The following is a 20,751-nucleotide window of genomic DNA, read 5'->3' as shown; positions in this document are numbered from 1 at the left end:
AGCACAAAGGGGGCGGAACGGAATCTCGCACCTGATGGTTGTCCCGGCGTCATAACCGAGGAGACCAATCGATGGCTGACGACCGTTTTCCCAACGATCCGTATCGCCCGAACCTCGCCGACGATGAGTATCTTCGCGCGGCACGCCGGGATGCCGACCTTCAGGCCGATCCCGAGCTGGGCGAAGGCCCTGCCTCCAGCGGCAAGATTGCGCTGTTTGCCGTGGCCGTCGCCCTGGTGCTCGGCGCCGTGTTCTACGGCCTGAACAACAGCACCACGGGCAACCAGGCGAGCAACGAGCCGACGCCGCGGACTGCTCAGCAGTCGGCGCCGGCCAATCCGGCCGCCCCTCCCGGCATGCGTGACGTGACGCCGCGCAACAACACCGAGCCGGGCACGACCACGGGTGCTGCGCCGACCAAGCCGGCTCCGGATACGCAGAAGCCGTCTGACGGCGCGAAGTAAGCGCCACACGATAGCTGTCGTCGCCCGGCTTGACCGGGCGACCCAGTACTCCGAGGCGGCGGTGATTCAATCGAGAAGCCGCGGCGTACTGGATGCCCCGCTTTCGCGGGGCATGACACCGAGAGGATGAGAGAGCGGCCGGACTCAACATCCCGCCGCTGTTTGTTTAGCTGAACATCTTGTTGAGCTCGCCGCCGGGATAGCCGCCGCCAAGCTCGGCAAAGGTGCCCTTCTCCGCCATCTCCTTCGCGGCGCGCATGAAGCCGCCCCAGGCGGCGCGGGCGAGCGAGCCGCCGACGCTGATGCGGCGCACGCCGAGATCTTCGGCTTCCTTGAGCGACAGGCCGGAGCCGCCGATCAGAAGGTTGAACGGTTTGGGTGCGACAGCCTTCACCACCGCGGCGATGTCCTCGCGGGTCTTCAGGCCCGGCGCGTAGAGGCAGTCGGCGCCGGCATCCGCATAGGCGGTAAGCCGGTCGATGACGAGCTTGAGATCGGTGACGCCCCAGAGATAGGCCTCGCAGCGGCCGACCAGCAGCGTGCCGCTTTCGCCGATCGCCTTGCGCGAGGCCTTGATGCGCTCGACCGCCAGCGCGCGGTCGTAGAGCGGCTTGTCCTTGTCGCCGGTGGAATCCTCGATCGACAGGCCGGCGACGCCGGTGCGCACACCGCGCTCGACATTGTCGGCGACCTTGTCCGGCTCGACGGCAAAGCCGCCCTCGAAATCGGCGTTCACGGGGATGTCGACCGCCGAGCTCAATGCTGCCAGATGCTGACAGACGTCCTCGACGGTGACGTGATTGTCGGCCTTGCCGATGGTCCAGGCAAAACCCGCGCTCGATGACGCGATCGCCTTGAAACCGAGATGTTGCAACGCCTTGGCGCTGCCGACATCGACCGGATTGGGCAGGATGAAGCAGCCGCTCTCGTGCATCTTCTTGAACGTCGCGCGCTTGTCAGCGGTCGTCACATGCATGTTTCTCTCCCTTGTTGGCCGCGCAGACATAGGCACGCATCATCGAGCGCGCTAGTGCGCGTCATGCACGGCGCGGCTGTCCTTCGGCGCTTCCTCGCGATCGTTCATGCCGTAGTCCCTGACGACGCTGGCGATGCGCAAGTGATAATCGGCGAAGATCTGCGCCCTGCCTTTGGCCTGGGTGCGCCGATGCTCCATGGTATTGCGCCAGGCCTGCACGGCCGCCTCGTCCCGCCAGAACGACAGCGACAGGATCTTGCCCTTCTCGGTCAGGCTCTCGAAGCGCTCGACCGAGATGAAGCCGTCGATGGTTTGCAGGAGCGGCTTCAGATCGGCTGCGAGGTCGAAATAGGTCTGGCGGTGTTCCGGCTTGGGCCAGACCTCGAAGATCACGGCGATCATGGGCATCTCCTCATGTTTGACGGCCTACAATACCACCTTGCGCAGGAAGGTGCGCTCTTCGGCGAGGATGAATTTGTGCTCCTCGGCGAAGTGGAAGTTCGCCATGCCCTCCGCATCCTGGCGCAGTCGGGCGCGATAGGCCTCATAGGCGGCGAGGCTCTCGAAGGTGATCAGCGCGAAGGCGATGTTGTTGGTGCCCTCATGCGGCATGAAATAGCCGATCAGGTCGCCGCCGCATTTCGGGATGATGGTGAGCCAGCGTTTTGAATATTCCTCGAACTGCGCGCGCTTGAACGGATCGAGCTGGTAGCGGATGAAGACAGTGACGGACATGATGGGCTCCTTGGTTTTTTTCCGTCAATGCGAGCGCAGGTCTCGTAGGGTAGGCAAAGCGAAGCGTGCCCACGGTCCTTTGTCCGCAACGACGATTGGTGGGCACGTCGCTGCGCTCCTTTGCCCACCCTACGGCACCGGTGTGCTCGCAATGACGTGTTCGTGGCGACACGCTACGCGCTTGCCCGACCACAATGCTTCGGCTACCATCGAAGCATGAAATCAGGACCCGACATCGCCATGGTCGCCGCGCTGGTCGGCGACCCCGCCCGCGCCAACATGCTCACGGCGCTGATGAACGGACGCGCGCTGACCGCCAGCGAGCTGGCGCAGGAGGCCGGCATCACGCCGCAAACCGCGAGCTCACATCTGGCCAAGCTCGAGGCCGGCGGACTGGTTGAGCCGGAGAAGCAGGGCCGCCACCGCTACTACCGCCTCACCGACGACGACGTTGCCGGCGTGCTCGAGGGGCTCGCGGGCCTTGCCGCGCGCACCGGCCACATGCGCGTGCGCACCGGACCGAAGGATCCGGCGCTGCGGCGCGCGCGGATCTGCTACGACCATCTCGCCGGCGATCTCGGCGTGCAGATGCTCGATTCCTTGCGCGAGCGGCATCTGGTCAAGCAGAAGAAGCAGGAGATCGAGCTGACCGCCGAGGGCGAGCGCTTTCTCGCCAAAAACCTGCAGATCTCGCCCGACATGCTCAGCCACCCGCGCCGCCCGGTCTGCAAGGCCTGCCTCGACTGGAGCGAGCGGCGTCACCATCTTGCCGGCACGCTGGGCGCCGCCATGATGCAGCGCTTTGCCGAGCTGAAATGGGCCGCGCGCGATCCCACGCCCGGCAGCCGCGTCGTGAACTTCACCCGCACCGGCGAGAAGCAGTTTGCGGCGTTGTTCGGCAATGGGAAGGACTGATCACACGAGAAGCGTGGGATCGCACGTTTGCGTGTGATTGGATGATCTCGTCATGGCCGGGCTTGACCCGGCCATCGATCGCTTTAAGCGCAGTGTCATTCCGGGATGGTCCGAAGGACCAGACCCGGAATCTCGAGATTCCGGGTTCGCGCTACGCGCGCCCCGGAATGACAGCTCCAAACACGAGATCCCAAATGAACCGCCTCCTCCCGGCCGCGCTCGCCGCCGCCCTCTTTGCTTCCCCGCTCACCTTCGCCCGCGCCGCCGAGACCGCACCGCGCGAGCCCTATGGCATTGCGCTCGAGGGCTTTGCCTATCCCTATCCGGTACACCTGCTCCCCGTGGTCAATGACGGCGAGCAGCTCAGCATGGCCTATATGGACGTCGCTCCCCAGCAGCCGAACGGCCGCACCGTGGTGCTGCTGCACGGGCGCAATTTTCCGGCGAGCTATTGGGCACCCGTCATCAAGATGTTGAGCGAGGCCGGCTATCGTGTCGTGGTGCCGGACCAGATCGGCTTCGGCAAATCCTCCAAGCCGGCGGGCGAGCTGCATTTCGACAATCTGGCGCGCAACACCATCGCGCTGCTCGACCACTTAGGGATCAACAAGGCCGAGATCGTCGCGCATTCGCTCGGCGGCATGCTGGGGGTGCGCATCGCCCGCGCCTACCCTGACCGCGTCGCCCATCTCGTGCTGACCGCCCCGATCGGCCTCGAGGACTATCGCCTCTACGTGCCGCCGACGCCGACCGAGAAGATGATCGAGACCGAGGACAAGCTCACCGCCGACGGCTATCGCAAGCAGCTCCAGACCAACTACGCGATCAAGCTGCCGGGCGAGGCGATCACGCCGTTCATCGATGCCCGCTTCAACATCAAGGGCAGCCCCGATTATCCGCGCTGGCTGCGTGCCTTCGTCTCTTCCGGCCAGATGATCTATCGTGAGCCGGTCGCGCACGAGATCCCGCTGATCGCGCTGCCGACGCTGTTCATCATGGGCGCAGACGACCACAACGCGCCGGGCCGGCCGCTCGCGCCGGAGGCGCTGCGCGCAAAAATGGGGCAGAACGCAGAGCTTGCGAAGCAGCTTGCCGCGAAGATGCCGAACGCGCGGGCCGAGGTGATCCCCGACACCGGCCATCTCGTCTTCCTGGAGTCGCCGGAGAAGTACCGCGAGCTGGTGCTGGGCTTTCTCGGCCGCTAGCGACAGCTGCGTGTCGCCTGAGGCAGGATGCGGCGCACGTTCATGCCGCATTCAGGTCATGATTGGCAGGTTTGGATCGCGACGTGTCGGCACGTGTCTCCCAGATTTAACGTGTCGAATCGTGTCTGTTGATTCATTGTGCGCCGCAAGCGCCCTGCCCCAAACAATCTGCCCAAGGACGAGAAGGAAGATCAAATGAAATACCTCTTCGCCGCCGCCATGCTCGCGAGCGCGGTCGTCGGTTTCAGCGAGGCGGCCAGCGCCGCGCAGGGTTGCGGTCCGGGCTGGTACCGTGGCCCCTATGGCGGCTGCCGCCCGATGCGCGGCGCGGTCGTTGTGCGCCCCGCCCCCATCGTGGTCGCCCCCGCGCCGGTCGTCGTCGTGCCGCGCGCCCGCGTGTGCCCCTATGGCTTCCGCTGGTGGGGTGGCCGCTGCCGCCCGATCTGATCTCGTCTCTTCGCACTGCGAAGTGGCCGCGCGGGAGTGCCCCGCGCGGCCTTTTTCTTTTGAGGCCCTCCAACAGGCCATCGGCGGAGTCACGCAACAGCCACGAATCAAAACGGGGACCGCGATCGCGATCCCCGTCCAAAGCCTGGCTTGTGTGAAGCTTACCAGTGACGGCGATGCCAGCGCCGGCGATGCCAGCCCCAGTGGCGACGGCGCCAACCCCAGTGGCGGTGGTGGCCATGCCAATGCACCTGCTCGGGCTTGAGCTGCGCGGCCTCATCGCCGGTGGTGACGGCCGGATGCAGATCGGCATCGGGCTGCGGCATGCGGCCCGGACCGCCGACCGGCTGCGGTGACAACGGCGCGGCCTCGGCGGTCGCGGCGAAGGCGGCGGCGCCCGCCGTCACACCCAATGCAAGTTTCAAAAAGTTCCGGCGCTCCATGGACATGTCCTCTAGGTGATCGAGCAAGTGATGCAGAGGAAGTGTCGCGGTCACGACATGAACCCAAGCTGAATCGCGCATTCAGATTCGTTGCGAAGTGGATAGCTTCGTAGCCCGGATGAGCGAAGCGACATGCGGGAACGCTTTCCCCGGATATCGCTGCGCTCATCCGGGCTACGGGAGCGCAACTACTTCACGAACTCCTGCGCCAGCACCAGCGTCTCGCGCGAGCGCTTCACGTCGGGCCAGTCGCGGTTGAAACCAGCGACGAGCTGTTTGAGCGCATCGCCCTTCAGCATCGCATCGAGCTTGGCCTCGTCATCGAACTGATACATCGCCTGGTGCAGCGAAGGATCGTCGAGACTCCAGAACCGCCAGGCTTTGCTGACGCCGAACGCCTTCACCGCATCGGGCACGTGCTCGGTCTCGTACCATCTGTCGAAGGCGGCGCGCTTGCTCGCATCGGCGACGATGGCGCGGACGACGAAGAAGGCTGCCGGCATCGGATTTCCTCCTGTTGTTTAGCCTCAGGATAGCCGGTTATAGTCGCCGCAACAAAAAGCCCGCGTGGAACTTGCCGTCGCGCCATACAAGGGAGGGACAGCCATGCGCAGGAACATCTCGGGTCTCATCGCGATCACCTGCCTGTGGCCTGCGGCCTCGCTCGCCGAAATCGTCCGCTTCGACATTTTGGAACGCGTGCCCGCCTTCGCCGGACGCAGCTTCGGCGCCGTCGGCACCTATGAGCGCATCACCGCGCGCGCGACCTTCGCGCTCAACCCGTCCGACGACCGCAACGCCGTCATCACCGACCTCGCGCTCGCACCGCGTGGCGCCGACGGCAAGGTCGAAGCCACCGCCGACGTCGTGATCCTCAGGCCCAGCGATGCCAGCCACGGCAACGGCACGCTGCTGCTGGAAGTCCCCAATCGCGGCCGCAAGCTGGCGCCGCAGCTGTTCGACGATTCCGCCCAGCCCGGCGCCAACATTGCGGAGAAGGCCGAGGACGCCGGCATCGGCTTCCTGCACCGCCAGGGTTTTACGATGGTCTGGGTGGGTTGGCAGGGCGAGATTCCGTCGAAGCCGGGGCAGCTCGCGATGACCGCGCCGGTGATCAAAGCCGTCACCGGCCCCGCGCGCGAAGAGGTGATCTTCGACAGCACGACCAATCCCGCGCGCGCGACGCTGACGTGGCCCGCAGCCGACGCCGCCAACCTCAACGTCACCGTGCGCGCGGCCTGGGCCGACGCGCGGCAAACGCCGTCAGGCCTTGCGGCAAAGCCGGTCGATCCCGTGACGGTGGAGATCATCCGACCCGAGGGCTTCGATGCCGGCGCGCTCTACGAGATCACCTACACCGCACGCGATCCGGTGCCGCTCGGCATGGGCTTTGCCGCCGTGCGCGATGTCGTCAGCTTCCTCCGCCACGACGAAACGCAAGCGAACCCGCTACTGAATGGCCTGCATTCGTCCATCAGCCGCGCCATCGGCTTCGGCGTCTCGCAATCCGGCCGTTTCCTGCGCGACTTCCTCTATCTCGGCTTCAACGAGGATCTCCAGGGCCGCACCGTGTTCGACGGATTGATGCCGCATGTCGCGGGCACGCGGCGGATGGCGACCAATGTCCGCTTCGGCCAGCCCGGCCGCAACCCGCGCCATCCGCAGGATCCGGCGTGGCAGGCCGATCTGTTCCCGTTCACCTACGCGACGTTGAGCGATCCCTATTCCGGCAAGACCGACGGCCTGTTGCGTCGCTGCTCGCTCTCGGCGACGTGTCCGAAGGTGATGCAGACCGACAGCGAGCACGAATGGTGGGCCTCGCACGCCTCGCTGCTGGTCACCGATCTCGGCGGCAACCATCTCGATCTCCCCGACAACGTCCGCGCCTACATGATCACGGGCACGCCACATTTCGCCGAAGCCGCGGAGGTCGTGCGCAAGGGCTTGCCGGCGATGTCGCTGCCGCAGAACCCGATGCATGCGGGCATGCCGATGCGCGCGCTCCTCACCGATCTCAACGCCTGGATCAGCGATGGCATCAAGCCGCCCGCAAGCCGCATCCCGATGCGTGCCCACGGCACGCTGGTGCCGGCGTTAGGCGCGGTGCCGACGGATATTCCCGGCCTGCCCTATGCCGGCATCCACACGCTCTCCGTCTTCTCCGACCAGAGCGTGCTGCCGCCCAAGGAGATCGGCCGCTATCCCGTGTTCGTGCCGAAGGCGGACGCTGACGGCATGGCGATATCAGGTATCCGTCAGCTCGCAGTGGCGGTGCCGCGCGCGACCTACATCGCCTGGAATCCGCGTGCGCAGGGCTTTGGCCCGACCGCGCTCTATCCGCTGCAAGGCGCGGTGGTGCCGTTCGCGCCGACCGAGGCGGCACGAAAGGAAGTGCACGATCCCAGGCTGTCGATCGCGGAGCGCTATGCGGATGACGGGGCCTATGTGGCGGCGGTGAAGCGAGAGACGGCACGGCAGGTGGCTGAGCGATTGCTGCTGCCGGAGGATGCGGACCGTGCGGTTGAAGCCGCGAAGCAAGGTAAACTGGCCAAGCTTGGGCAATGAGCTTTGTCGATCCCGTAGGGCGATTAGCGAAGCGTAAGCTTCTAATTCCGTGAGCGCGTAAACGGGACAAAGCGCACGAGGGCAACGGCGCGCGTCGTCGTCTTGCCGGGGGCGACTTTTTCGACGACCGTGAGCTGCTGAGTCAAGTAAGCCGGTCCTACCGGCATGACGAGACGGCCACCCACTTTGAGCTGCTCGATCAGCGGCGGCGGTGGCTGCCCCAGCGCCGCAGTCACGACGATGGCGTCAAAAGGACCGCATTCGGGCCAGCCATCGTAGCCGTCGCCGAGCCTGACGCTCACGTTGTCATATCCGAGGTCTCTTAGTGTTTTCGCGGCGGTCTCGGCCAGTTGCGGGATGATCTCGATGGTACAGACCTTTTGCGCGAGGCGCGCAAGAATGGCGGCCTGGTAGCCCGAACCCGTACCGACTTCGAGCACAACATGATCGGGCGCGACCTCGGCCAACTGGGTCATCAAGGCGACGATATAGGGCTGCGATATGGTCTGGCCGAGGCCGATCGGTATCGGTCGATCCGCGTACGCGACAGAGCAGGATCGCTCGGGGATGAACAGATGGCGCAACGTTTGCGCCATGGCGTCAAGGACCCTCTCCGACAGGCCTTGCTGTCCCAGAACACCGGCGGCGGACCGGGCGTAGGTCCGGATGGTTTCGACCATAGCGGCGCGTTCGCGGACGCATTGTGCGTCCAGTGCGATCGCCTCCCGCGCGAGGACAATCATGGCGATCACTAGCAGCAAGCCCTTCATGATGGCGCGCTCTCCAACCTTGAAAGGAGTGCCGCGACCGAGCGCGGATACCTCTCTGCCAGCCCTACGTCCTCTGCAATAAGGCCGATTGCCGGCTCGAGGCCGGTCTAATCTTCGTCCGGCTCGCGCACGACCGCCGGTTCGTCGCTTTCGTCTTCGTCCTCCTCATCCTCATCGTCTTCGTCGTCATCAGGATCTCGGGGCGGCCATGTGTTACCGACGATCGCAGAGGGACTCCAGTCCATCGAGCTGGTGGAAAATTTCTCGGGGGTGTGTTGCTTCATCTCATTGCTCCTCGGATGTGGAGCTCGAGAGCGTCGCCGGTTCGACGGCATTGTCGATGCACTCCGGTCGCTTCCGACTTCGGCTGCTACAATTTGTAGCCGATCTTTCGCAGCAGGTCCTTCCGCCACGCAATGTCGGCGTCGGTTTCGATGCCCAAGGGCGAGGCGCCATCCACCACGCCGAGCACGCCGCGCCCCTGCTCTGTTTGCGCGACGATCACCTCAGTCGGGTTGGCCGTCGCGCAGTAGATGCGGCAGGCCTCCGGCACCCCGCGCACCTGAGCCAGCACGTTGACCGGAAAGAATCCTTCGCCCAGGAAGATCAGGAAGGTGTGGCCGGCGCCGATGGCCAATGCGTTGTCGCGTGCAAGCGCAATGGCGGCTTCGTCATTGCCCGACCAGCGCACCAGCCGCTTGCCGGAGGCCTCACAGAAGGCCAGCCCGAAGCGGATGCCGGGGACAGCGCCCACGAGCGCCTCGTGGAGGTCCTCCACGGTCTTGATGAAATGCGACTGGCCGAAGATGAAGTTGGCGGCGTCCGGCTTGACGATGGGCACCACGGTGAGTTCCATGGCTGCGCTCCTTCAAGGTAGACACGCAACACATGGTAGGCCACCGGGAGGCGATTGCAAGCCGCTACGAGCGTCAGTTTCACACCCCTGGAATCCGCGCGCGCAGGGCTTTGGCCCGACCCGTGGAGAAAAAACATCGCCTCGCTGTCGGAACGCGCGCCCCTCGTCCGTCCTATGCGTAAGACAGCACGGAGGCCTCACATGCCCGACCTCACGCTCACCACCTTCGACTGGGTTCCCGAGATGCCGCGCGGTCTGGTGCGCGATCTTCGCGTGCGCTGGGCGCTGGAAGAAGCGTCCCTGCCCTACCGCGTCGCGAGCACGCCGTTCGGCGACCGCGGCGCTACGCACCTCGCGCACCAGCCGTTCGGCCAGGTGCCGTGGCTGACCGATGGCGACCTCTCGATCTTCGAGACCGGCGCGATCCTGCTCCATCTCGGCGCGCTCAGCGCGAAGCTGATGCCGACTGATCCGCGCGGCCGCAGCGAGGCGACAAAATGGGTGTTCGCGGCGCTCAATTCGGTGGAGATGGCAAGCCTGCCCTGGTCCATGTTCAAGTTCACCGGCAGCGACGACGGTTCACCGGCCGTGAAGTTCGTCGACGGCTTCCTGAAGATCCGCCTCAAGAATCTCGAGCCGGTGCTGGCCGGCCGCGAATGGCTGGCGGGCTCCTTCTCCGTTGCCGACATCCTGATGGCGGACGTGCTGCGCCCCGTCGATCGCTTTGACGGGCTCGCGGACAGTCCCGCCTGCCGCGCCTATCTCACGCGCGCCACCGCCCGCCCGGCCTTCGTCAAGGCCCACGCCGACCAGATGGCGCATTTCGCCGCAGCGGATAAGGCGCGTTGATAGGGGCTAGGCTGGCGCTAACGCCGTCGCCGCTTCACACCAACTTCATTGGCGCATCGTCTTGCGGTTCCCGCGCACGCGGCGTAGCTTTCCACCACAGGTAGCTCGTTCGAAGGTGATCTGTCGGGTTCGGCCTAGCGGGAGGGAGCGATGGTGGACCAGGTCTCGTGGCAGCTTTCCGGTGACTATTTCGAAAATTGCAGTTGCAGCATCGTGTGCCCGTGCCTCGTGTCTGCGGGTGCCCCGCTGACCGCGCGACCGACCGAGGGCTTCTGCAACGTGCCGCTGATTTTCCACATCGAGACCGGGCGTTACGGCGACGTCGCACTCGATGGACTGAACGTGCTGGTTATTCTCCATGCGCCCGGAGTCATGGCCGACGGGAACTGGTCGCAGGCCACCTATGTCGATCAGAGCGCCGACGATCGGCAGACCGAGGCGCTGGCTGCGATCTTCAGCGGCGCGGCCGGTGGTCCCATGGCCGCGTTCGTACCGCTGATCAGCAAGAACCTGGGGGTGAAGAAGGCCCCGATCACATTCCGGATCGACGGCAAGACTCGGTCCGCGGAAATCCCGGGCATTCTGCAGATGTCCGTTGATCCGTTACCGACCATGCACCCGAGCGGCGAAATGTGGGCCAACATCGGCCACCCCGTCAGCCCCGACAGGATGGTGATGGCGGTCGGCGCCGCCGGCAATACATACAGCGATCATGGCATGCGCTGGGACAATTCCGGCAGGAACGGTCTCTATGCGCCGATCCAGTGGTCGAACCAGGCTTGATGCCGCTCCTGACGTGACGGTCTGCGAGAAGGCCGGCAACACGCATCACAAATGACCGACAGCGCTCTCGAAACCGTGCTGCGCCGCGACCGCTGGATCGTCGGCGGCGCGATTCTGACCATCGTCGCGCTGGCATGGGCCTATGTGCTCTGGCTCGCGGACGACATGGACATGGGCGGCATGGACATGACCGGCTTCCGCATGATTCCGGCCGGGATCGGAATCATGTTGCCCGCCAGCGAGCCGTGGCGAACGTTCGAGTTCGCATACGTATTCCTGATGTGGGCGGTGATGATGGTCGGAATGATGGCGCCTTCGGCCGCGCCCATGATCCTCATGTACGCCAGCGTCGGCCGGCGGGCGAAGGCACAGGCCAAGCCGTTCGCGGCAACCGGCTGGTTTGCGGCCGGCTATCTCCTCGCCTGGGCCGGCTTTTCGCTTGTCGCAACCCTTCTGCAATGGGGGATCGATCGCGCAGCCCTTCTCGACTCCCGGATGACGCTCGCCAGCAACCTGCTCGGCGCATGCGTGCTGATCGCGGCCGGCATCTATCAATGGACGCCGCTCAAGGACGTCTGCCTCGTCCAATGCCAGTCGCCGTTTCTGTTCCTGATGCGCCACGGCGGGTTTCGCGACACGCCGCGGGGCTGCCTGCTGCTGGGGCTTCGGCACGGAAGCTATTGTGTCGGCTGCTGCTGGCTCTTGATGGCACTTCTGTTCATAGGCGGCGTGATGAACGTGCTCTGGATCGCGCTGTTGGCGCTGCTCGTCCTGCTCGAGAAGCTGACGCCGGCCGGACGATGGATCGCGCGCGCTGCCGGCATTGCATGTGTGGCCGCGGGCGCGTGGCTGCTGGTGTCCTCGCTGCGGTGATGCGTTTTGTGTTGCGAAAGCCGCGCCTCCTTTGACCGGCTAAACCCACCCTCCCCGCGCCATCACCGCTGCACAGAGCAGGATGACCACGATGGCCGCGAGCTCGCCATGAATGATCGACGCCACCAACCGCTTCCGTCTGGCGTCGAGCACGGGCGCCTGCCCCGCCTTGATCGACGCGCTCCACGAAAGGAACTCCTGCGTCGGAATGACGGACAGCGCTCCGAGGGCGACAAAGAGCGCGATCTTCGCCAGGAAGGCGTAGCTATGAAGGTAGTAGTCGTAGCCTTTCTCGAAAAAGAGCACCCGCAGCAGCCCGACGACGAACAGCGCCGCGGCTGCCGTGCCCAGCACGATATCGGTGACCTGGAGCCGTCGCGCGGTCGACACCGTCAGTTCCTGCCGGATCAGCGTGAACTCGACCGCGACCGCCGCAACCAGCGTGAAGGCGCAGAGGTGATGGAAGAAGGCGAACAGCGTGGACATGGCAAATTCCTGATCGCCCGACGGGCAGTGAGACTCATCACACCAGCTTCATCGGCGCATCCTCGACCACGCGAAGGTCGATCGCGCCGATCAATCGCGAGCGGAGCGCCTCGGCGCTGCTGATCGCGTCGTTGGTCTGCCGCAACGTGCTGACGTTGGAACCAAGCGAGACGATCCCGCCCAGCACCAGCGCAATCGATCCGAGCGCCGCGGTCTGACCCGTCCCCAGCAGGCCGAGGATCGTGATCAACAGCAGCACCGCCCCGCCGCCGATCGCGATCTTGGAGGCCAGGATGTACTTACGGCACCGCTCGGCGATCTCGGCAAGCCGCTCGATCCGGTCTTCGATGTCGGAGATTTCGTCGGTTGGATCGTCTTCGGTCATTGGATCGAGGATGCCAAATCAGCTGTAGCCCGCATGAGCGAAGCGACATGCGGGACTCTTGGGCCGAAACCCGGATGTCGCTGCGCTCATCCGGGCTACGTGTCCTCACAACGGCAAATTGTCGTGCTTCTTCGCCGGCATTTCCGTCTTCTTGTCCTTCAGCATCGCCAGCGCGCGGGCGATGCGCTTCCTCGTCGAGTGCGGCATGATGACGTCGTCGATGTAGCCGCGCTCGGCGGCGATGAATGGGGACAGGAAACGGTCCTCGTATTCCTTGGTGCGGGCGGCGATCTTGTCGGGGTCGCCGATGTCGCTGCGGAAGATGATCTCGACCGCGCCCTTGGCGCCCATCACGGCGATCTGGGCGGTCGGCCAGGCGTAGTTCATGTCGGCGCCGATCTCCTTGGAGGCCATGACGTCGAAGGCACCGCCATAGGCCTTGCGGGTGATGACGGTGACGAGCGGCACGGTGCACTGCGAATAGGCGAACAGCAGCTTTGCGCCGTGCTTGATCAGGCCGCCATATTCCTGCGCGGTGCCCGGCAGGAAGCCCGGAACGTCGACGAAGGTGACGATCGGGATGTTGAAGGCGTCGCAGAAACGGACGAAGCGCGCCGCTTTCCGCGACGCATCAGAGTCGAGCACGCCGGCCAGCACCATCGGCTGGTTGGCGACGAAGCCGACGGTGCGGCCGGCGATGCGGCCAAAGCCCGTGACGATGTTCTTGGCAAAGCTCTCCGCGATCTCGAAGAAGTCGCCCTCGTCCACGACCTTCAGGATCAGCTCCTTCATGTCGTAGGGCTTGTTCGGATTGTCGGGGATCAGCGTGTCCAGGGAATCGTCGAGGCGCTCGATCGAATCGAAGCTCGGCCATTCCGGCACGCCGTCGGTGTTGTTCGACGGCAGGAAGTCGATCAGGCGCCGCATCTGCAGCAGCGTCTCGACGTCGTTCTCGAAGGCGCCGTCCGCGATCGAGGAGCGCGTGGCGTGCACCGAGGCGCCGCCGAGCTCTTCCGCCGTGACGACCTCGTTGGTCACGGTCTTCACCACGTCGGGACCGGTGACGAACATGTAGCTGGTGTTCTTCACCATGAAGATGAAGTCGGTCATGGCAGGCGAATAGACGTCACCGCCGGCGCAGGGGCCCATGATGACGGAGATCTGCGGGATCACGCCCGAGGCCAGCACGTTGCGGCGGAACACATAGGAATAGCCGGCGAGCGCGGCGACGCCCTCCTGGATGCGGGCGCCGCCCGCGTCATAGAGGCCGATGATGGGCGCCCGCGCCTTCATCGCCATGTCCTGGAGTTTCGTGATTTTCAGCGCGTGGGTCTCGGACAGCGACCCGCCGAACACCGTGAAGTCTTTGGCAAAGACAAACGTCTTGCGGCCGTTGACGGTGCCCCACCCCGTGACGACGCCGTCGCCGGGCACCTTGGACTTCTCCATGCCGAACTCGGTGGAGCGGTGCTCGACGAACATGTCGAACTCCTCGAACGATCCCTTGTCGAGCAAGAGCTCGATGCGCTCGCGCGCGGTCAGCTTGCCGCGGGCGTGCTGCGCCTCGATGCGCTTCTCCCCGCCGCCGAGCTTCGCGCCGGCACGACGATCTTCAAGGGCGTCCAGGATGTGTTTCATTTGCTCCCGCCAGGTCTTAAGTGATGCGGGGTTCTAACACGGCATTTTGCGGCCCGGAAAGCCGCTTTCGCCGTCGCAGGGCTGCCCTGCCGTAGCGGGAAAGCACAAGGAATTACAAAGTTTTGTCCGGGAGACGAGCATGACGGAAGGAACGGCCGAGACTGGCGCGGCGACGGGCGGCGTCAACATCCTGCTGCGGCTGGAGGGCCTGACCCTGTTTGTGGGCATGGTGATGCTCTACGCGGCCTGGGATGGGTCGTGGCTGGTGTTTGCCCTGCTGTTCTTCGTGCCCGATCTGAGCTTCCTGGCATACCTGTCCGACGCCAAATTCGGCGCGATGGTCTACAACGCCGCCCACAGCTACATGGCGCCGGTGACGCTGCTGACGCTGGGCTTCGGCCTTGCCTCGCCCCTCACCCTGTCCATCGCCTTGATCTGGCTCGCCCATATCGGCATCGACCGGGCGCTCGGCTACGGCCTGAAATATTCCGCCGGGTTCGGCTTCACCCATCTCGGCCGGATCGGGCGGCAGAGGGATGCCTGATCTCCCGCTTCGGCTGACTGACTGCGTAGCCCGGATGGAGCGGAGCGTAATCCGGGACAAGTGCGGCGCGGGCGCGATCCCCGGATTGCGCTGCGCTCCATCCGGGCTACGGGACCGTATTTGCCGCGCTTGCCGGTTGACCGGGCCGGCCGATTCAGGCTTGCTTCAAGCCTTGCGATCAGGCGCCGAATGTTGCGTGAGCCAAGTCGGTACGGCGGCGGTCATCATGCCCTGGCTCAAGCATCACCCATGTCCGCGACGGTCGTCCCACTGCCGCCGAACCCATCGTCCGAAACCATCGACTTCCTGCGGCGCATGGCCAGCATGGTGTCGGGGCGGAACGGTGAGATGCTGCTGCGCGCAGCCAGCATGATCGAGTCGCTGAGCCAGCGCGCGATGTCGGCCGAACGGCTGTATCATCAGGCACAGGAAGAGAGCACGCGCAGTACCGAGCTGCGCGAGGCCGCCGAGCTCGCCTCCGATGCCATGGTCGGCCAGATCGAGGCGCTGCAGAGACAGCTTGCGGACGTCACCGCGGCGGCGGCCGCCGAGCGCGCGGCCTTCGATGCCGAGCGCAACAAGTTGCTCGGCCTGATGCAGCACGCAGAGAGCCACATCGGCAAGCTCACGAGCGAGCTCGACAGCTTGCGCGCCTCCGTGGACAGTTTCAACGAGACCGTGGTCTCGGTGCCGATCGAGGTGCTGCGGCTGGCGCGGACGCAGTTCGATTATCTCTCCAGCGGCTTTGCGCGCCGCGGCGACGTGATCTCGCAGGCGATGAGCGAGATCGGCGGCTTTGCCATCGACCAGGCGCTGACGGCGAAGAAGCCGGCGGACAAGGGCTGAGACCGTCGCGCGTCAAATTGACAGCGCGCAGGTCCGTTGCTCTACTCCCCGAAAATCACAAGGGAGGATCCGATGCCGACGCATTCCGCGCCGCCATGGTGCTCATTGCGCTCTGCGTTTCCACTGTGCTTGCCAATGCGCAGGCGCTTCCCAAGGAAGTCGCCACGCGCGCCGAGATCTACCCGATCCCCTCGCTCACCCTCTCCGACCAGCAATTTCTCAGCGGCGATGCAGCCGCGGGCAAGACGGTGACGGTTGCCGGCGAATTCCGTGTAGCCCAGGGCACCGGCAAGCTCCCGGTCGTGGTGCTGATGCACGGCTCCAGCGGCGTCGGCGCCACCACCGAGGCCTGGGTGCACGCCTTCAACGCCATGGGCATCTCGACCTTCGTGATCGACGGTTTTACCGGCCGCGGGCTGACGGTGGTGGGGCCGAACCAGGCCCTGCTCGGCCGGCTCAACCTGATCGTCGACATCTACCGCTCGCTGGAGATCCTGGCGAAGCACCCGCGCGTCGACCCCGACCGCATCGTGCTGATGGGTTTTTCGCGCGGCGGCCAAGCGACGCTCTATGCGAGCCTGGAGCGCTTCAACAAGCTCTGGAACAAGTCCGGCATCCAGTTCGCAGCGTACATCCCGTTCTATCCGGACTGCTCGACGACCTATGTCGGCGATAGCGAGATCGCCGCGCGCCCGATCCGCATCTTCCACGGCACGCCCGACGACTACAATCCCGTGAGGAGCTGCAAGGCCTTCGTCGAGCGGCTCAAGAGCGCCGGGCGGGACGTCGTGCTGACCGAATATCCCGACAGCGCGCACGGCTTTGACAGTGGCCTGCTCGGGGTCAACACCGTTGCCGTGTCGGCGAATGCGCAGACCGTGCGCAACTGCAAGATCAGGGAAGGTGACGGCGGCGTGCTGATGAACGGCGATACGAATGCGCCGTTCTCCTACAAGGATTCCTGCGTCGAGCTCAATCCGCATGTCGGCGGCAATCCGGCGACGGCCGCGGAGTCGCGCAAGGCCGTGGAGGAGTTTTTGCAGGTGTTGTTCAAGCTGGGATGAGACTGCCTGCTCCACACGCGCTGCCGTAGGGTGGGCAAAGCGGAGCGTGCCCACCAACTAGATGATGGTGGGCACGGCGCTGCGCGCCTTTGCCCACCCTACGGCTCCTCGGCCATGGGAGACACCGCATACTCCGTCATTGCGAGCGCAGCGAAGCAATCCAGAATCTTCCCGCGGCAGCAGTCTGGATTGCTTCGTCGCAAGAGCTCCTCGCAATGACGGTGATGGAGCGGCGCCGGCGCGACAGCGCTAGATCGCGCCGATCTCGGCAAGGCAGGCTTGCGTCAGCGGCATGCGCTCGCCGACGAGGCGCGGCTCCTTGCAATCCATGTTGAGCGCGAACACGGTGTGCGCCTCGCCCTTCTCGGCCCAGCCGACCATCCAGCCGAGCGACGGCTCGCCGCGCTCGGCACCCAGGAGACCGGACTTGGCGCGGATGACGCTGTCGCCGACCTTGGTCACCGGCAGGATATCGGCGACGAGGTCCTGGCTCCGCTTTGAGATCGGCAGCGCGCGGCGGCGCAGACGGTCGACGAAGTCGATCTGCTCGACCGGATCGATGCGCAAATTCCCGGTGAGCCAGAACTGGTCGATGCCGCCGCCGATGTCGCGATTGCCGTAGTCGAACTCGTCGACATATTTCTGCATGCGTTCCTGCCCGATGCGGCGCGCGATCTCCTGATAGACCGGCACAGCGCTGACGGCGATCGCGCTGCGCAACGTGTGATCCTTGTTCCAGGCTTCGATCGGCCGCTTGACGCCGTCCCAGGGAAACACGTCCTTGTCGGGATCAGCGACGACACCGGTCTCGAGCGCGATCAGCGAGTTCGGAATCTTGAAGGTCGAGGCCGGCAGCTTCCCCTCGCCCGAGCGCTCCTTGTCGCTGGCGACGATCAGGTAGTCCTCGACCTTGTAGCCGACGAAGGTGCCTGAGGTGCCGAGGTCGGTGAAACGCTTTGCGAGGCTGTCGCGGATCTCGTTGCGCGGCGGCGCGACATGGGCGAGTGCACGTGACGGCAATGTGGCGGCTGCGGCGAGAATGCCGAGGGTGGAGCGGCGGGTGAGCAAGAGCGGGATCCGGTAAATGATGAAGGTGGCCGCGACCATGCAGCCGCTACGTGGTGAAACGATGACAGCTTGTTTCTACCGCCCCCGGCCCGACAGCCGCAGCACGAACACCAGCACTTCGGCGACGGCCTTGTAGAGATCCGGCGGGATCTCCTCCCCGAGTTCGACCTTGGAGAGCGCGCCGGCCAAAATTTCGTTTTCCTCGATCGGGATGTCGTTTGCCTTGGCGATCTCGACGATCTTTTCGCCGATCGTGCCCTTGCCCTTGGCGACGACGACGGGCGCGCCAGAGCCCTTCTCGTAGTGCAGCGCGATCGCGAGCTTGGACGGATCGCTCATGTGGCGCGATCCAGGAAGTGGCCGGCGCGGGCCGGCGCCGGCTGCGGCGGGGTGCCGTCGCGCACGACGATATCGCCGGGCTTGAGCTCGGCCCTGGACATCGCCTGGCTGAGCTCGCCGATTCCGGCGCGGAGCTGCTGCGCGGTTGCCGGCCGCTCCGCCCACATCCGCACAAAGGTCTTGTCGCCGTTCAGCGTGATCAGCGCGTGCACGGGCCCGGCCGGCTCGACATTGAGCGTGAAGCGCGCGCGCCAGGCGCGCTTGGCGGGATCGGCGGATTCGTTGCCGCCGTCGCGCGAGATCTCGAACTGCGCCATCGCGGTGCCCTGCGGTGTCGCGAACGGGATCTCGAAATTCCACTGCGGCACGGCCAGATCGATGCGGTGACCAGAGGCATCGGTGCGATCGGGGAGCGAGGCAACCTGCAACAACGTCTGCCGCGCGATCGCGGCATCGGTGTCATCGAGCAGACGATGCACGGTCGCGGCCAAAGGTGCGTCCGCCGCAAGCGATGGCAAAGCGACAGGCTGCGACGATGGCAGCGCACCGCGGAACGGCGGCGGTGTGGTCGCGCGCGCGGCGGCCTCGAACACGTGACCATCCGGCACGGCCTTGCTGGAGCCCGGCAAATTGCCGAGCATGCGCGGCAGGTTCTGCGTGACCTCTTGCAGCAGGCTCGCGGCAAGGCCTGCGGACATGGTTCGCGCCACCGCGGCTTGCGGATTTCCGCCCGCCATCTCCGCCAGCACGGCGGCGGCAAGCGCGCCGCGCGACAACTGCGTCGGTTGGGCGATCTGCGCGTCGGGCAACGGCAACACTGCCTGCGTGGTCTGACCTGCCACCAAAGCTGCGGAAGCCGCGGTCTGCGGCGTGGCCGCGGCACTCGTCGGCAGCGCGGCGCCTTGCGCCGGCGCCTGCGGCACGGTGGTCTCAAGGGTGGCCAGGGTCTGGCGCAGCACCAGCAGCGCGGCCTTCAAGTCCGGCGTCGCGCCAGGAGACGGCGTTGTGCCTGCGGCCAATGAGGCTTCGAGGAAGAGCCCGGACTTGTTGAACGCGGATTCGATATCGCCGCCATCAAGCGCGGTGTTGAGCGGCGTCTGCTGCGCCAGCACGTCCAGCACCGCCTGCTTCAATCCCGCTGGCAAATCACTGCTTGTCACGACGGAGGCCAGATTGGCGAACAGCGGCGCCTGGCTGCCCTGTTTCGTCACGGCCTCGGCCGAAGCGGCGCTGACGGCGACCTGCTCGGACGGGGTCAGGGTATCGCGCACCGGGACTGCCGACGGCGCGAGCGGCGGGCTGTCCACCAGCGAGGCCGCGCGCGGCGTCAGCGTAATCTGATCGGCGCTCGCCTCGCCCGCCCCGTTCATCACGGCGAGCCGGATCGTGCCGTCGTTCTGCGACACCGCGAGCTGGAGGTTTTGCCCCGGCGTCAGCGCCACCTCCGACATGACGTCCATCGAGAGATTGGCGATCGCGATCCGCACCAGATTGTCGGCCATCACGCTGACGACCCTGGCGTCGACGACGCTGCCGGCCTGAAGCACGAGATCGGGCGTCGTCGCATCAGCCACGGGGCTGGCGGCATTGACGGGAACGATCGAGCTTATCGGCGTCGGCATCTCAGGAGCCCGGGGGAATGCTAGTCCCACCCTAAGGCCCCCTCGTAAACCTCTCGTTAAGGACCTTGGGCCGCGGGCGGCTTCACGGCCGCCAGAACCGTCACAGCGGCCCGAAAATCCTTCAGGCGGGCGGCGCGGCGGGCGGCCGCCTCCTCGTCCACGCCCCATTGCTCGGCGTTCCAGTCCTCATCGACATGGGCGGCGGCCCAGACCTGGTCCGCATCGCGCACGCCATGGGCGAGCGCCAACGCCAGCAGCGCCGAGCCGGTCAGGGTCGTCACCACGTGGAGGGCTGCGACCGACCAGGCATCGCCGGGCAGCGCGGCGCGGGCGGCCTTCAGCGCCTCGTCCGGCTGTTTCACATGCATGACGCCCTCGGACAGGATGAAATGCGCGCCCAGCGTCTCCGCGGCCCAGAACAGCACGGGGTCCCAATGCGTGGCCTCACGGGCGACCAGCCCCTCGGGATGGCCGGCCCGATAGAACAGCAGATCGGACTCGAAGTATTTTGCAAGATCGTCGCTGACGAGCTCGACACGGTCGACGACGCCCTCGACCACGCTGTTGGCGATCCGGGTCAGCGGCATGGTGACAGGGTCGATCGTCTCGCCCTGGGCCGCCCATTCCGCGGCCACCGCATCGGCCAGCGCGCGCGCGGGGATCGCCACCTGACGGCCGGAGGGCGTACGGATCGGCTTGCCGTCGAGCGTGATGGCAAAGCCGCCCTCGGCATCCGTGACGCCGGCCTCATTGTAGAAGCGCTTGCGCAGCGGCGTGCGCGCGGACTGGCGCGCCGATTCCCGCGGATCCGGCGCGGGCTGGCTTGCTGCTTCTTCGAACAATTCGCGCATGTGAGTTTTCGGTCCCGGTCGCTGGAT

At 65.7% G+C, this 20,751-nt stretch carries 26 protein-coding genes; 11 read left to right on the top strand and 15 right to left on the bottom strand.

The genetic code is table 11. The annotated features are described in order from the left end of the window. Positions 1-71 precede the first annotated feature (71 nt). A complete protein-coding gene (locus tag N2603_RS18570; protein ID WP_260389888.1) occupies positions 72-464 on the top strand; it encodes a hypothetical protein in 393 nt (130 codons plus the stop codon). Positions 465-630: 166 nt separating this feature from the next. Here the strand turns inward: N2603_RS18570 and N2603_RS18565 are convergent, their stop codons facing one another. From N2603_RS18565 to N2603_RS18555, 3 genes are read right to left on the bottom strand one after another with little or no spacing between them, the layout of a single operon-like run. After that, on the bottom strand, positions 631-1,440 hold the full coding sequence (locus tag N2603_RS18565; protein WP_260389887.1) for an isocitrate lyase/PEP mutase family protein: 810 nt from the start codon (positions 1,438-1,440) through the stop codon (positions 631-633). Between the two features lie 51 nt (positions 1,441-1,491). Further along, the gene (locus N2603_RS18560; protein ID WP_026312673.1) at positions 1,492-1,842 is read right to left on the bottom strand and encodes an antibiotic biosynthesis monooxygenase family protein; all 351 of its coding nucleotides are present in this window, start codon (positions 1,840-1,842) and stop codon (positions 1,492-1,494) included. A 24-nt stretch (positions 1,843-1,866) separates the two neighbouring features. Continuing rightward, positions 1,867-2,175: an NIPSNAP family protein gene (locus tag N2603_RS18555; RefSeq protein ID WP_018647290.1), complete on the bottom strand. Its 309-nt coding sequence runs from the start codon at positions 2,173-2,175 to the stop codon at positions 1,867-1,869. A gap of 216 nt (positions 2,176-2,391) precedes the next feature. On the opposite strand from N2603_RS18555, the gene N2603_RS18550 reads away from it, so the two are divergent. The 3 genes from N2603_RS18550 (at position 2,392) to N2603_RS18540 (ending at position 4,742) form a co-directional block, all read left to right on the top strand. After that, entirely contained in the window at positions 2,392-3,090 is a 699-nt protein-coding gene (locus tag N2603_RS18550) for an ArsR family transcriptional regulator (RefSeq protein WP_260389886.1), read from the top strand. Positions 3,091-3,284: 194 nt separating this feature from the next. Continuing rightward, the gene (locus N2603_RS18545; protein WP_260389885.1) at positions 3,285-4,295 is read left to right on the top strand and encodes an alpha/beta fold hydrolase; all 1,011 of its coding nucleotides are present in this window, start codon (positions 3,285-3,287) and stop codon (positions 4,293-4,295) included. 195 nt (positions 4,296-4,490) lie between these two features. Next, positions 4,491-4,742: a GCG_CRPN prefix-to-repeats domain-containing protein gene (locus N2603_RS18540; RefSeq protein WP_026312672.1), complete on the top strand. Its 252-nt coding sequence runs from the start codon at positions 4,491-4,493 to the stop codon at positions 4,740-4,742. 161 nt (positions 4,743-4,903) lie between these two features. Here N2603_RS18540 and N2603_RS18535 read toward each other — a convergent pair whose 3' ends face one another. Continuing rightward, entirely contained in the window at positions 4,904-5,185 is a 282-nt protein-coding gene (locus N2603_RS18535) for a twin-arginine translocation signal domain-containing protein (RefSeq protein WP_260424216.1), read from the bottom strand. Between the two features lie 188 nt (positions 5,186-5,373). Beyond that, entirely contained in the window at positions 5,374-5,688 is a 315-nt protein-coding gene (locus tag N2603_RS18530) for a hypothetical protein (RefSeq protein ID WP_260389884.1), read from the bottom strand. 103 nt (positions 5,689-5,791) lie between these two features. On the opposite strand from N2603_RS18530, the gene N2603_RS18525 reads away from it, so the two are divergent. After that, complete coding sequence (locus N2603_RS18525; protein WP_260389883.1) at positions 5,792-7,750, top strand: alpha/beta hydrolase domain-containing protein; 1,959 nt, start codon at positions 5,792-5,794, stop codon at positions 7,748-7,750. Positions 7,751-7,791: 41 nt separating this feature from the next. On the opposite strand, the gene N2603_RS18520 is transcribed toward N2603_RS18525, so the two are convergent. The 3 genes from N2603_RS18520 to N2603_RS18510 all read right to left on the bottom strand — a co-directional run bounded on the left by N2603_RS18520 (position 7,792) and on the right by N2603_RS18510 (position 9,376). Beyond that, on the bottom strand, positions 7,792-8,520 hold the full coding sequence (locus N2603_RS18520) for a protein-L-isoaspartate(D-aspartate) O-methyltransferase (protein ID WP_260389882.1): 729 nt from the start codon (positions 8,518-8,520) through the stop codon (positions 7,792-7,794). 107 nt (positions 8,521-8,627) lie between these two features. Next, entirely contained in the window at positions 8,628-8,804 is a 177-nt protein-coding gene (locus N2603_RS18515) for a hypothetical protein (protein WP_260389881.1), read from the bottom strand. Positions 8,805-8,890: 86 nt separating this feature from the next. Then, the gene (locus N2603_RS18510; protein WP_260389880.1) at positions 8,891-9,376 is read right to left on the bottom strand and encodes an adenosine-specific kinase; all 486 of its coding nucleotides are present in this window, start codon (positions 9,374-9,376) and stop codon (positions 8,891-8,893) included. 201 nt (positions 9,377-9,577) lie between these two features. On the opposite strand from N2603_RS18510, the gene N2603_RS18505 reads away from it, so the two are divergent. From N2603_RS18505 to N2603_RS18495, 3 genes are all read left to right on the top strand, one after another. Further along, a complete protein-coding gene (locus N2603_RS18505) occupies positions 9,578-10,225 on the top strand; it encodes a glutathione S-transferase family protein (protein ID WP_260389879.1) in 648 nt (215 codons plus the stop codon). Between the two features lie 150 nt (positions 10,226-10,375). Next, positions 10,376-11,008 carry a DUF1326 domain-containing protein gene (locus tag N2603_RS18500; protein WP_260389878.1) on the top strand — a complete coding sequence of 211 codons (633 nt, stop codon included), beginning with the start codon at positions 10,376-10,378 and terminating at the stop codon, positions 11,006-11,008. 51 nt (positions 11,009-11,059) lie between these two features. Beyond that, positions 11,060-11,881, top strand: a complete 822-nt coding sequence (locus N2603_RS18495; RefSeq protein WP_260389877.1) for a DUF2182 domain-containing protein — start codon at positions 11,060-11,062, stop codon at positions 11,879-11,881. 39 nt (positions 11,882-11,920) lie between these two features. Here N2603_RS18495 and N2603_RS18490 read toward each other — a convergent pair whose 3' ends face one another. From N2603_RS18490 to N2603_RS18480, 3 genes are all read right to left on the bottom strand, one after another. Next, the gene (locus N2603_RS18490; RefSeq protein ID WP_260389876.1) at positions 11,921-12,367 is read right to left on the bottom strand and encodes a DUF2214 family protein; all 447 of its coding nucleotides are present in this window, start codon (positions 12,365-12,367) and stop codon (positions 11,921-11,923) included. Between the two features lie 37 nt (positions 12,368-12,404). Continuing rightward, a complete protein-coding gene (locus N2603_RS18485; protein ID WP_260389875.1) occupies positions 12,405-12,752 on the bottom strand; it encodes a hypothetical protein in 348 nt (115 codons plus the stop codon). A gap of 105 nt (positions 12,753-12,857) precedes the next feature. Further along, positions 12,858-14,390, bottom strand: a complete 1,533-nt coding sequence (locus N2603_RS18480) for an acyl-CoA carboxylase subunit beta (RefSeq protein ID WP_018647278.1) — start codon at positions 14,388-14,390, stop codon at positions 12,858-12,860. 139 nt (positions 14,391-14,529) lie between these two features. Between N2603_RS18480 and N2603_RS18475 the strand changes: the two genes are divergently transcribed. The 3 genes from N2603_RS18475 to N2603_RS18465 all read left to right on the top strand — a co-directional run bounded on the left by N2603_RS18475 (position 14,530) and on the right by N2603_RS18465 (position 16,844). Next, positions 14,530-14,934 carry a DUF4260 domain-containing protein gene (locus tag N2603_RS18475; RefSeq protein ID WP_018647277.1) on the top strand — a complete coding sequence of 135 codons (405 nt, stop codon included), beginning with the start codon at positions 14,530-14,532 and terminating at the stop codon, positions 14,932-14,934. A 249-nt stretch (positions 14,935-15,183) separates the two neighbouring features. Further along, entirely contained in the window at positions 15,184-15,780 is a 597-nt protein-coding gene (locus tag N2603_RS18470; RefSeq protein WP_260389873.1) for a hypothetical protein, read from the top strand. 95 nt (positions 15,781-15,875) lie between these two features. Continuing rightward, a complete protein-coding gene (locus N2603_RS18465; RefSeq protein ID WP_260389872.1) occupies positions 15,876-16,844 on the top strand; it encodes a dienelactone hydrolase family protein in 969 nt (322 codons plus the stop codon). A gap of 249 nt (positions 16,845-17,093) precedes the next feature. Here the strand turns inward: N2603_RS18465 and blaOXA are convergent, their stop codons facing one another. Genes blaOXA through N2603_RS18445 form a run of 4 tightly spaced genes read right to left on the bottom strand, consistent with a single transcriptional unit; the run spans position 17,094 to position 20,724 of the window. Beyond that, the gene (blaOXA, locus tag N2603_RS18460) at positions 17,094-17,951 is read right to left on the bottom strand and encodes a class D beta-lactamase (protein WP_425248993.1); all 858 of its coding nucleotides are present in this window, start codon (positions 17,949-17,951) and stop codon (positions 17,094-17,096) included. A gap of 36 nt (positions 17,952-17,987) precedes the next feature. Then, positions 17,988-18,251: an EscU/YscU/HrcU family type III secretion system export apparatus switch protein gene (locus N2603_RS44870; RefSeq protein ID WP_011088117.1), complete on the bottom strand. Its 264-nt coding sequence runs from the start codon at positions 18,249-18,251 to the stop codon at positions 17,988-17,990. Next, positions 18,248-19,873, bottom strand: a complete 1,626-nt coding sequence (gene fliK, locus N2603_RS44865) for a flagellar hook-length control protein FliK (protein ID WP_341850479.1) — start codon at positions 19,871-19,873, stop codon at positions 18,248-18,250. Before fliK ends, N2603_RS44870 begins: the two co-directional genes overlap by 4 nt. Before the next feature lie 56 nt (positions 19,874-19,929). Further along, positions 19,930-20,724 carry an ATP12 family chaperone protein gene (locus tag N2603_RS18445; RefSeq protein ID WP_260389870.1) on the bottom strand — a complete coding sequence of 265 codons (795 nt, stop codon included), beginning with the start codon at positions 20,722-20,724 and terminating at the stop codon, positions 19,930-19,932. Between the last annotated feature and the right edge of the window lie 27 nt (positions 20,725-20,751).

It is taken from the genome of Bradyrhizobium huanghuaihaiense (assembly GCF_025200885.1).
Lineage (GTDB): Bacteria > Pseudomonadota > Alphaproteobacteria > Rhizobiales > Xanthobacteraceae > Bradyrhizobium > Bradyrhizobium huanghuaihaiense.
Note: the sequence above shows the minus strand (reverse complement) of the source record. Positions and strands in the feature narration are given on the sequence as shown.

What these genes read in the sequence shown, in the direction of transcription:
- N2603_RS18570 (WP_260389888.1), top strand. Translation starts at nt 72, where the DNA reads ATGGCTGACGACCGTTTTCCCAACGATCCGTATCGCCCGAACCTCGCC.
- N2603_RS18565 (WP_260389887.1), bottom strand. Translation starts at nt 1,440, where the DNA reads ATGCATGTGACGACCGCTGACAAGCGCGCGACGTTCAAGAAGATGCAC.
- N2603_RS18560 (WP_026312673.1), bottom strand. Translation starts at nt 1,842, where the DNA reads ATGATCGCCGTGATCTTCGAGGTCTGGCCCAAGCCGGAACACCGCCAG.
- N2603_RS18555 (WP_018647290.1), bottom strand. Translation starts at nt 2,175, where the DNA reads ATGTCCGTCACTGTCTTCATCCGCTACCAGCTCGATCCGTTCAAGCGC.
- N2603_RS18550 (WP_260389886.1), top strand. Translation starts at nt 2,392, where the DNA reads ATGAAATCAGGACCCGACATCGCCATGGTCGCCGCGCTGGTCGGCGAC.
- N2603_RS18545 (WP_260389885.1), top strand. Translation starts at nt 3,285, where the DNA reads ATGAACCGCCTCCTCCCGGCCGCGCTCGCCGCCGCCCTCTTTGCTTCC.
- N2603_RS18540 (WP_026312672.1), top strand. Translation starts at nt 4,491, where the DNA reads ATGAAATACCTCTTCGCCGCCGCCATGCTCGCGAGCGCGGTCGTCGGT.
- N2603_RS18535 (WP_260424216.1), bottom strand. Translation starts at nt 5,185, where the DNA reads ATGGAGCGCCGGAACTTTTTGAAACTTGCATTGGGTGTGACGGCGGGC.
- N2603_RS18530 (WP_260389884.1), bottom strand. Translation starts at nt 5,688, where the DNA reads ATGCCGGCAGCCTTCTTCGTCGTCCGCGCCATCGTCGCCGATGCGAGC.
- N2603_RS18525 (WP_260389883.1), top strand. Translation starts at nt 5,792, where the DNA reads ATGCGCAGGAACATCTCGGGTCTCATCGCGATCACCTGCCTGTGGCCT.
- N2603_RS18520 (WP_260389882.1), bottom strand. Translation starts at nt 8,520, where the DNA reads ATGAAGGGCTTGCTGCTAGTGATCGCCATGATTGTCCTCGCGCGGGAG.
- N2603_RS18515 (WP_260389881.1), bottom strand. Translation starts at nt 8,804, where the DNA reads ATGAAGCAACACACCCCCGAGAAATTTTCCACCAGCTCGATGGACTGG.
- N2603_RS18510 (WP_260389880.1), bottom strand. Translation starts at nt 9,376, where the DNA reads ATGGAACTCACCGTGGTGCCCATCGTCAAGCCGGACGCCGCCAACTTC.
- N2603_RS18505 (WP_260389879.1), top strand. Translation starts at nt 9,578, where the DNA reads ATGCCCGACCTCACGCTCACCACCTTCGACTGGGTTCCCGAGATGCCG.
- N2603_RS18500 (WP_260389878.1), top strand. Translation starts at nt 10,376, where the DNA reads ATGGTGGACCAGGTCTCGTGGCAGCTTTCCGGTGACTATTTCGAAAAT.
- N2603_RS18495 (WP_260389877.1), top strand. Translation starts at nt 11,060, where the DNA reads ATGACCGACAGCGCTCTCGAAACCGTGCTGCGCCGCGACCGCTGGATC.
- N2603_RS18490 (WP_260389876.1), bottom strand. Translation starts at nt 12,367, where the DNA reads ATGTCCACGCTGTTCGCCTTCTTCCATCACCTCTGCGCCTTCACGCTG.
- N2603_RS18485 (WP_260389875.1), bottom strand. Translation starts at nt 12,752, where the DNA reads ATGACCGAAGACGATCCAACCGACGAAATCTCCGACATCGAAGACCGG.
- N2603_RS18480 (WP_018647278.1), bottom strand. Translation starts at nt 14,390, where the DNA reads ATGAAACACATCCTGGACGCCCTTGAAGATCGTCGTGCCGGCGCGAAG.
- N2603_RS18475 (WP_018647277.1), top strand. Translation starts at nt 14,530, where the DNA reads ATGACGGAAGGAACGGCCGAGACTGGCGCGGCGACGGGCGGCGTCAAC.
- N2603_RS18470 (WP_260389873.1), top strand. Translation starts at nt 15,184, where the DNA reads ATGTCCGCGACGGTCGTCCCACTGCCGCCGAACCCATCGTCCGAAACC.
- N2603_RS18465 (WP_260389872.1), top strand. Translation starts at nt 15,876, where the DNA reads ATGGTGCTCATTGCGCTCTGCGTTTCCACTGTGCTTGCCAATGCGCAG.
- blaOXA (WP_425248993.1), bottom strand. Translation starts at nt 17,951, where the DNA reads ATGGTCGCGGCCACCTTCATCATTTACCGGATCCCGCTCTTGCTCACC.
- N2603_RS44870 (WP_011088117.1), bottom strand. Translation starts at nt 18,251, where the DNA reads ATGAGCGATCCGTCCAAGCTCGCGATCGCGCTGCACTACGAGAAGGGC.
- fliK (WP_341850479.1), bottom strand. Translation starts at nt 19,873, where the DNA reads ATGCCGACGCCGATAAGCTCGATCGTTCCCGTCAATGCCGCCAGCCCC.
- N2603_RS18445 (WP_260389870.1), bottom strand. Translation starts at nt 20,724, where the DNA reads ATGCGCGAATTGTTCGAAGAAGCAGCAAGCCAGCCCGCGCCGGATCCG.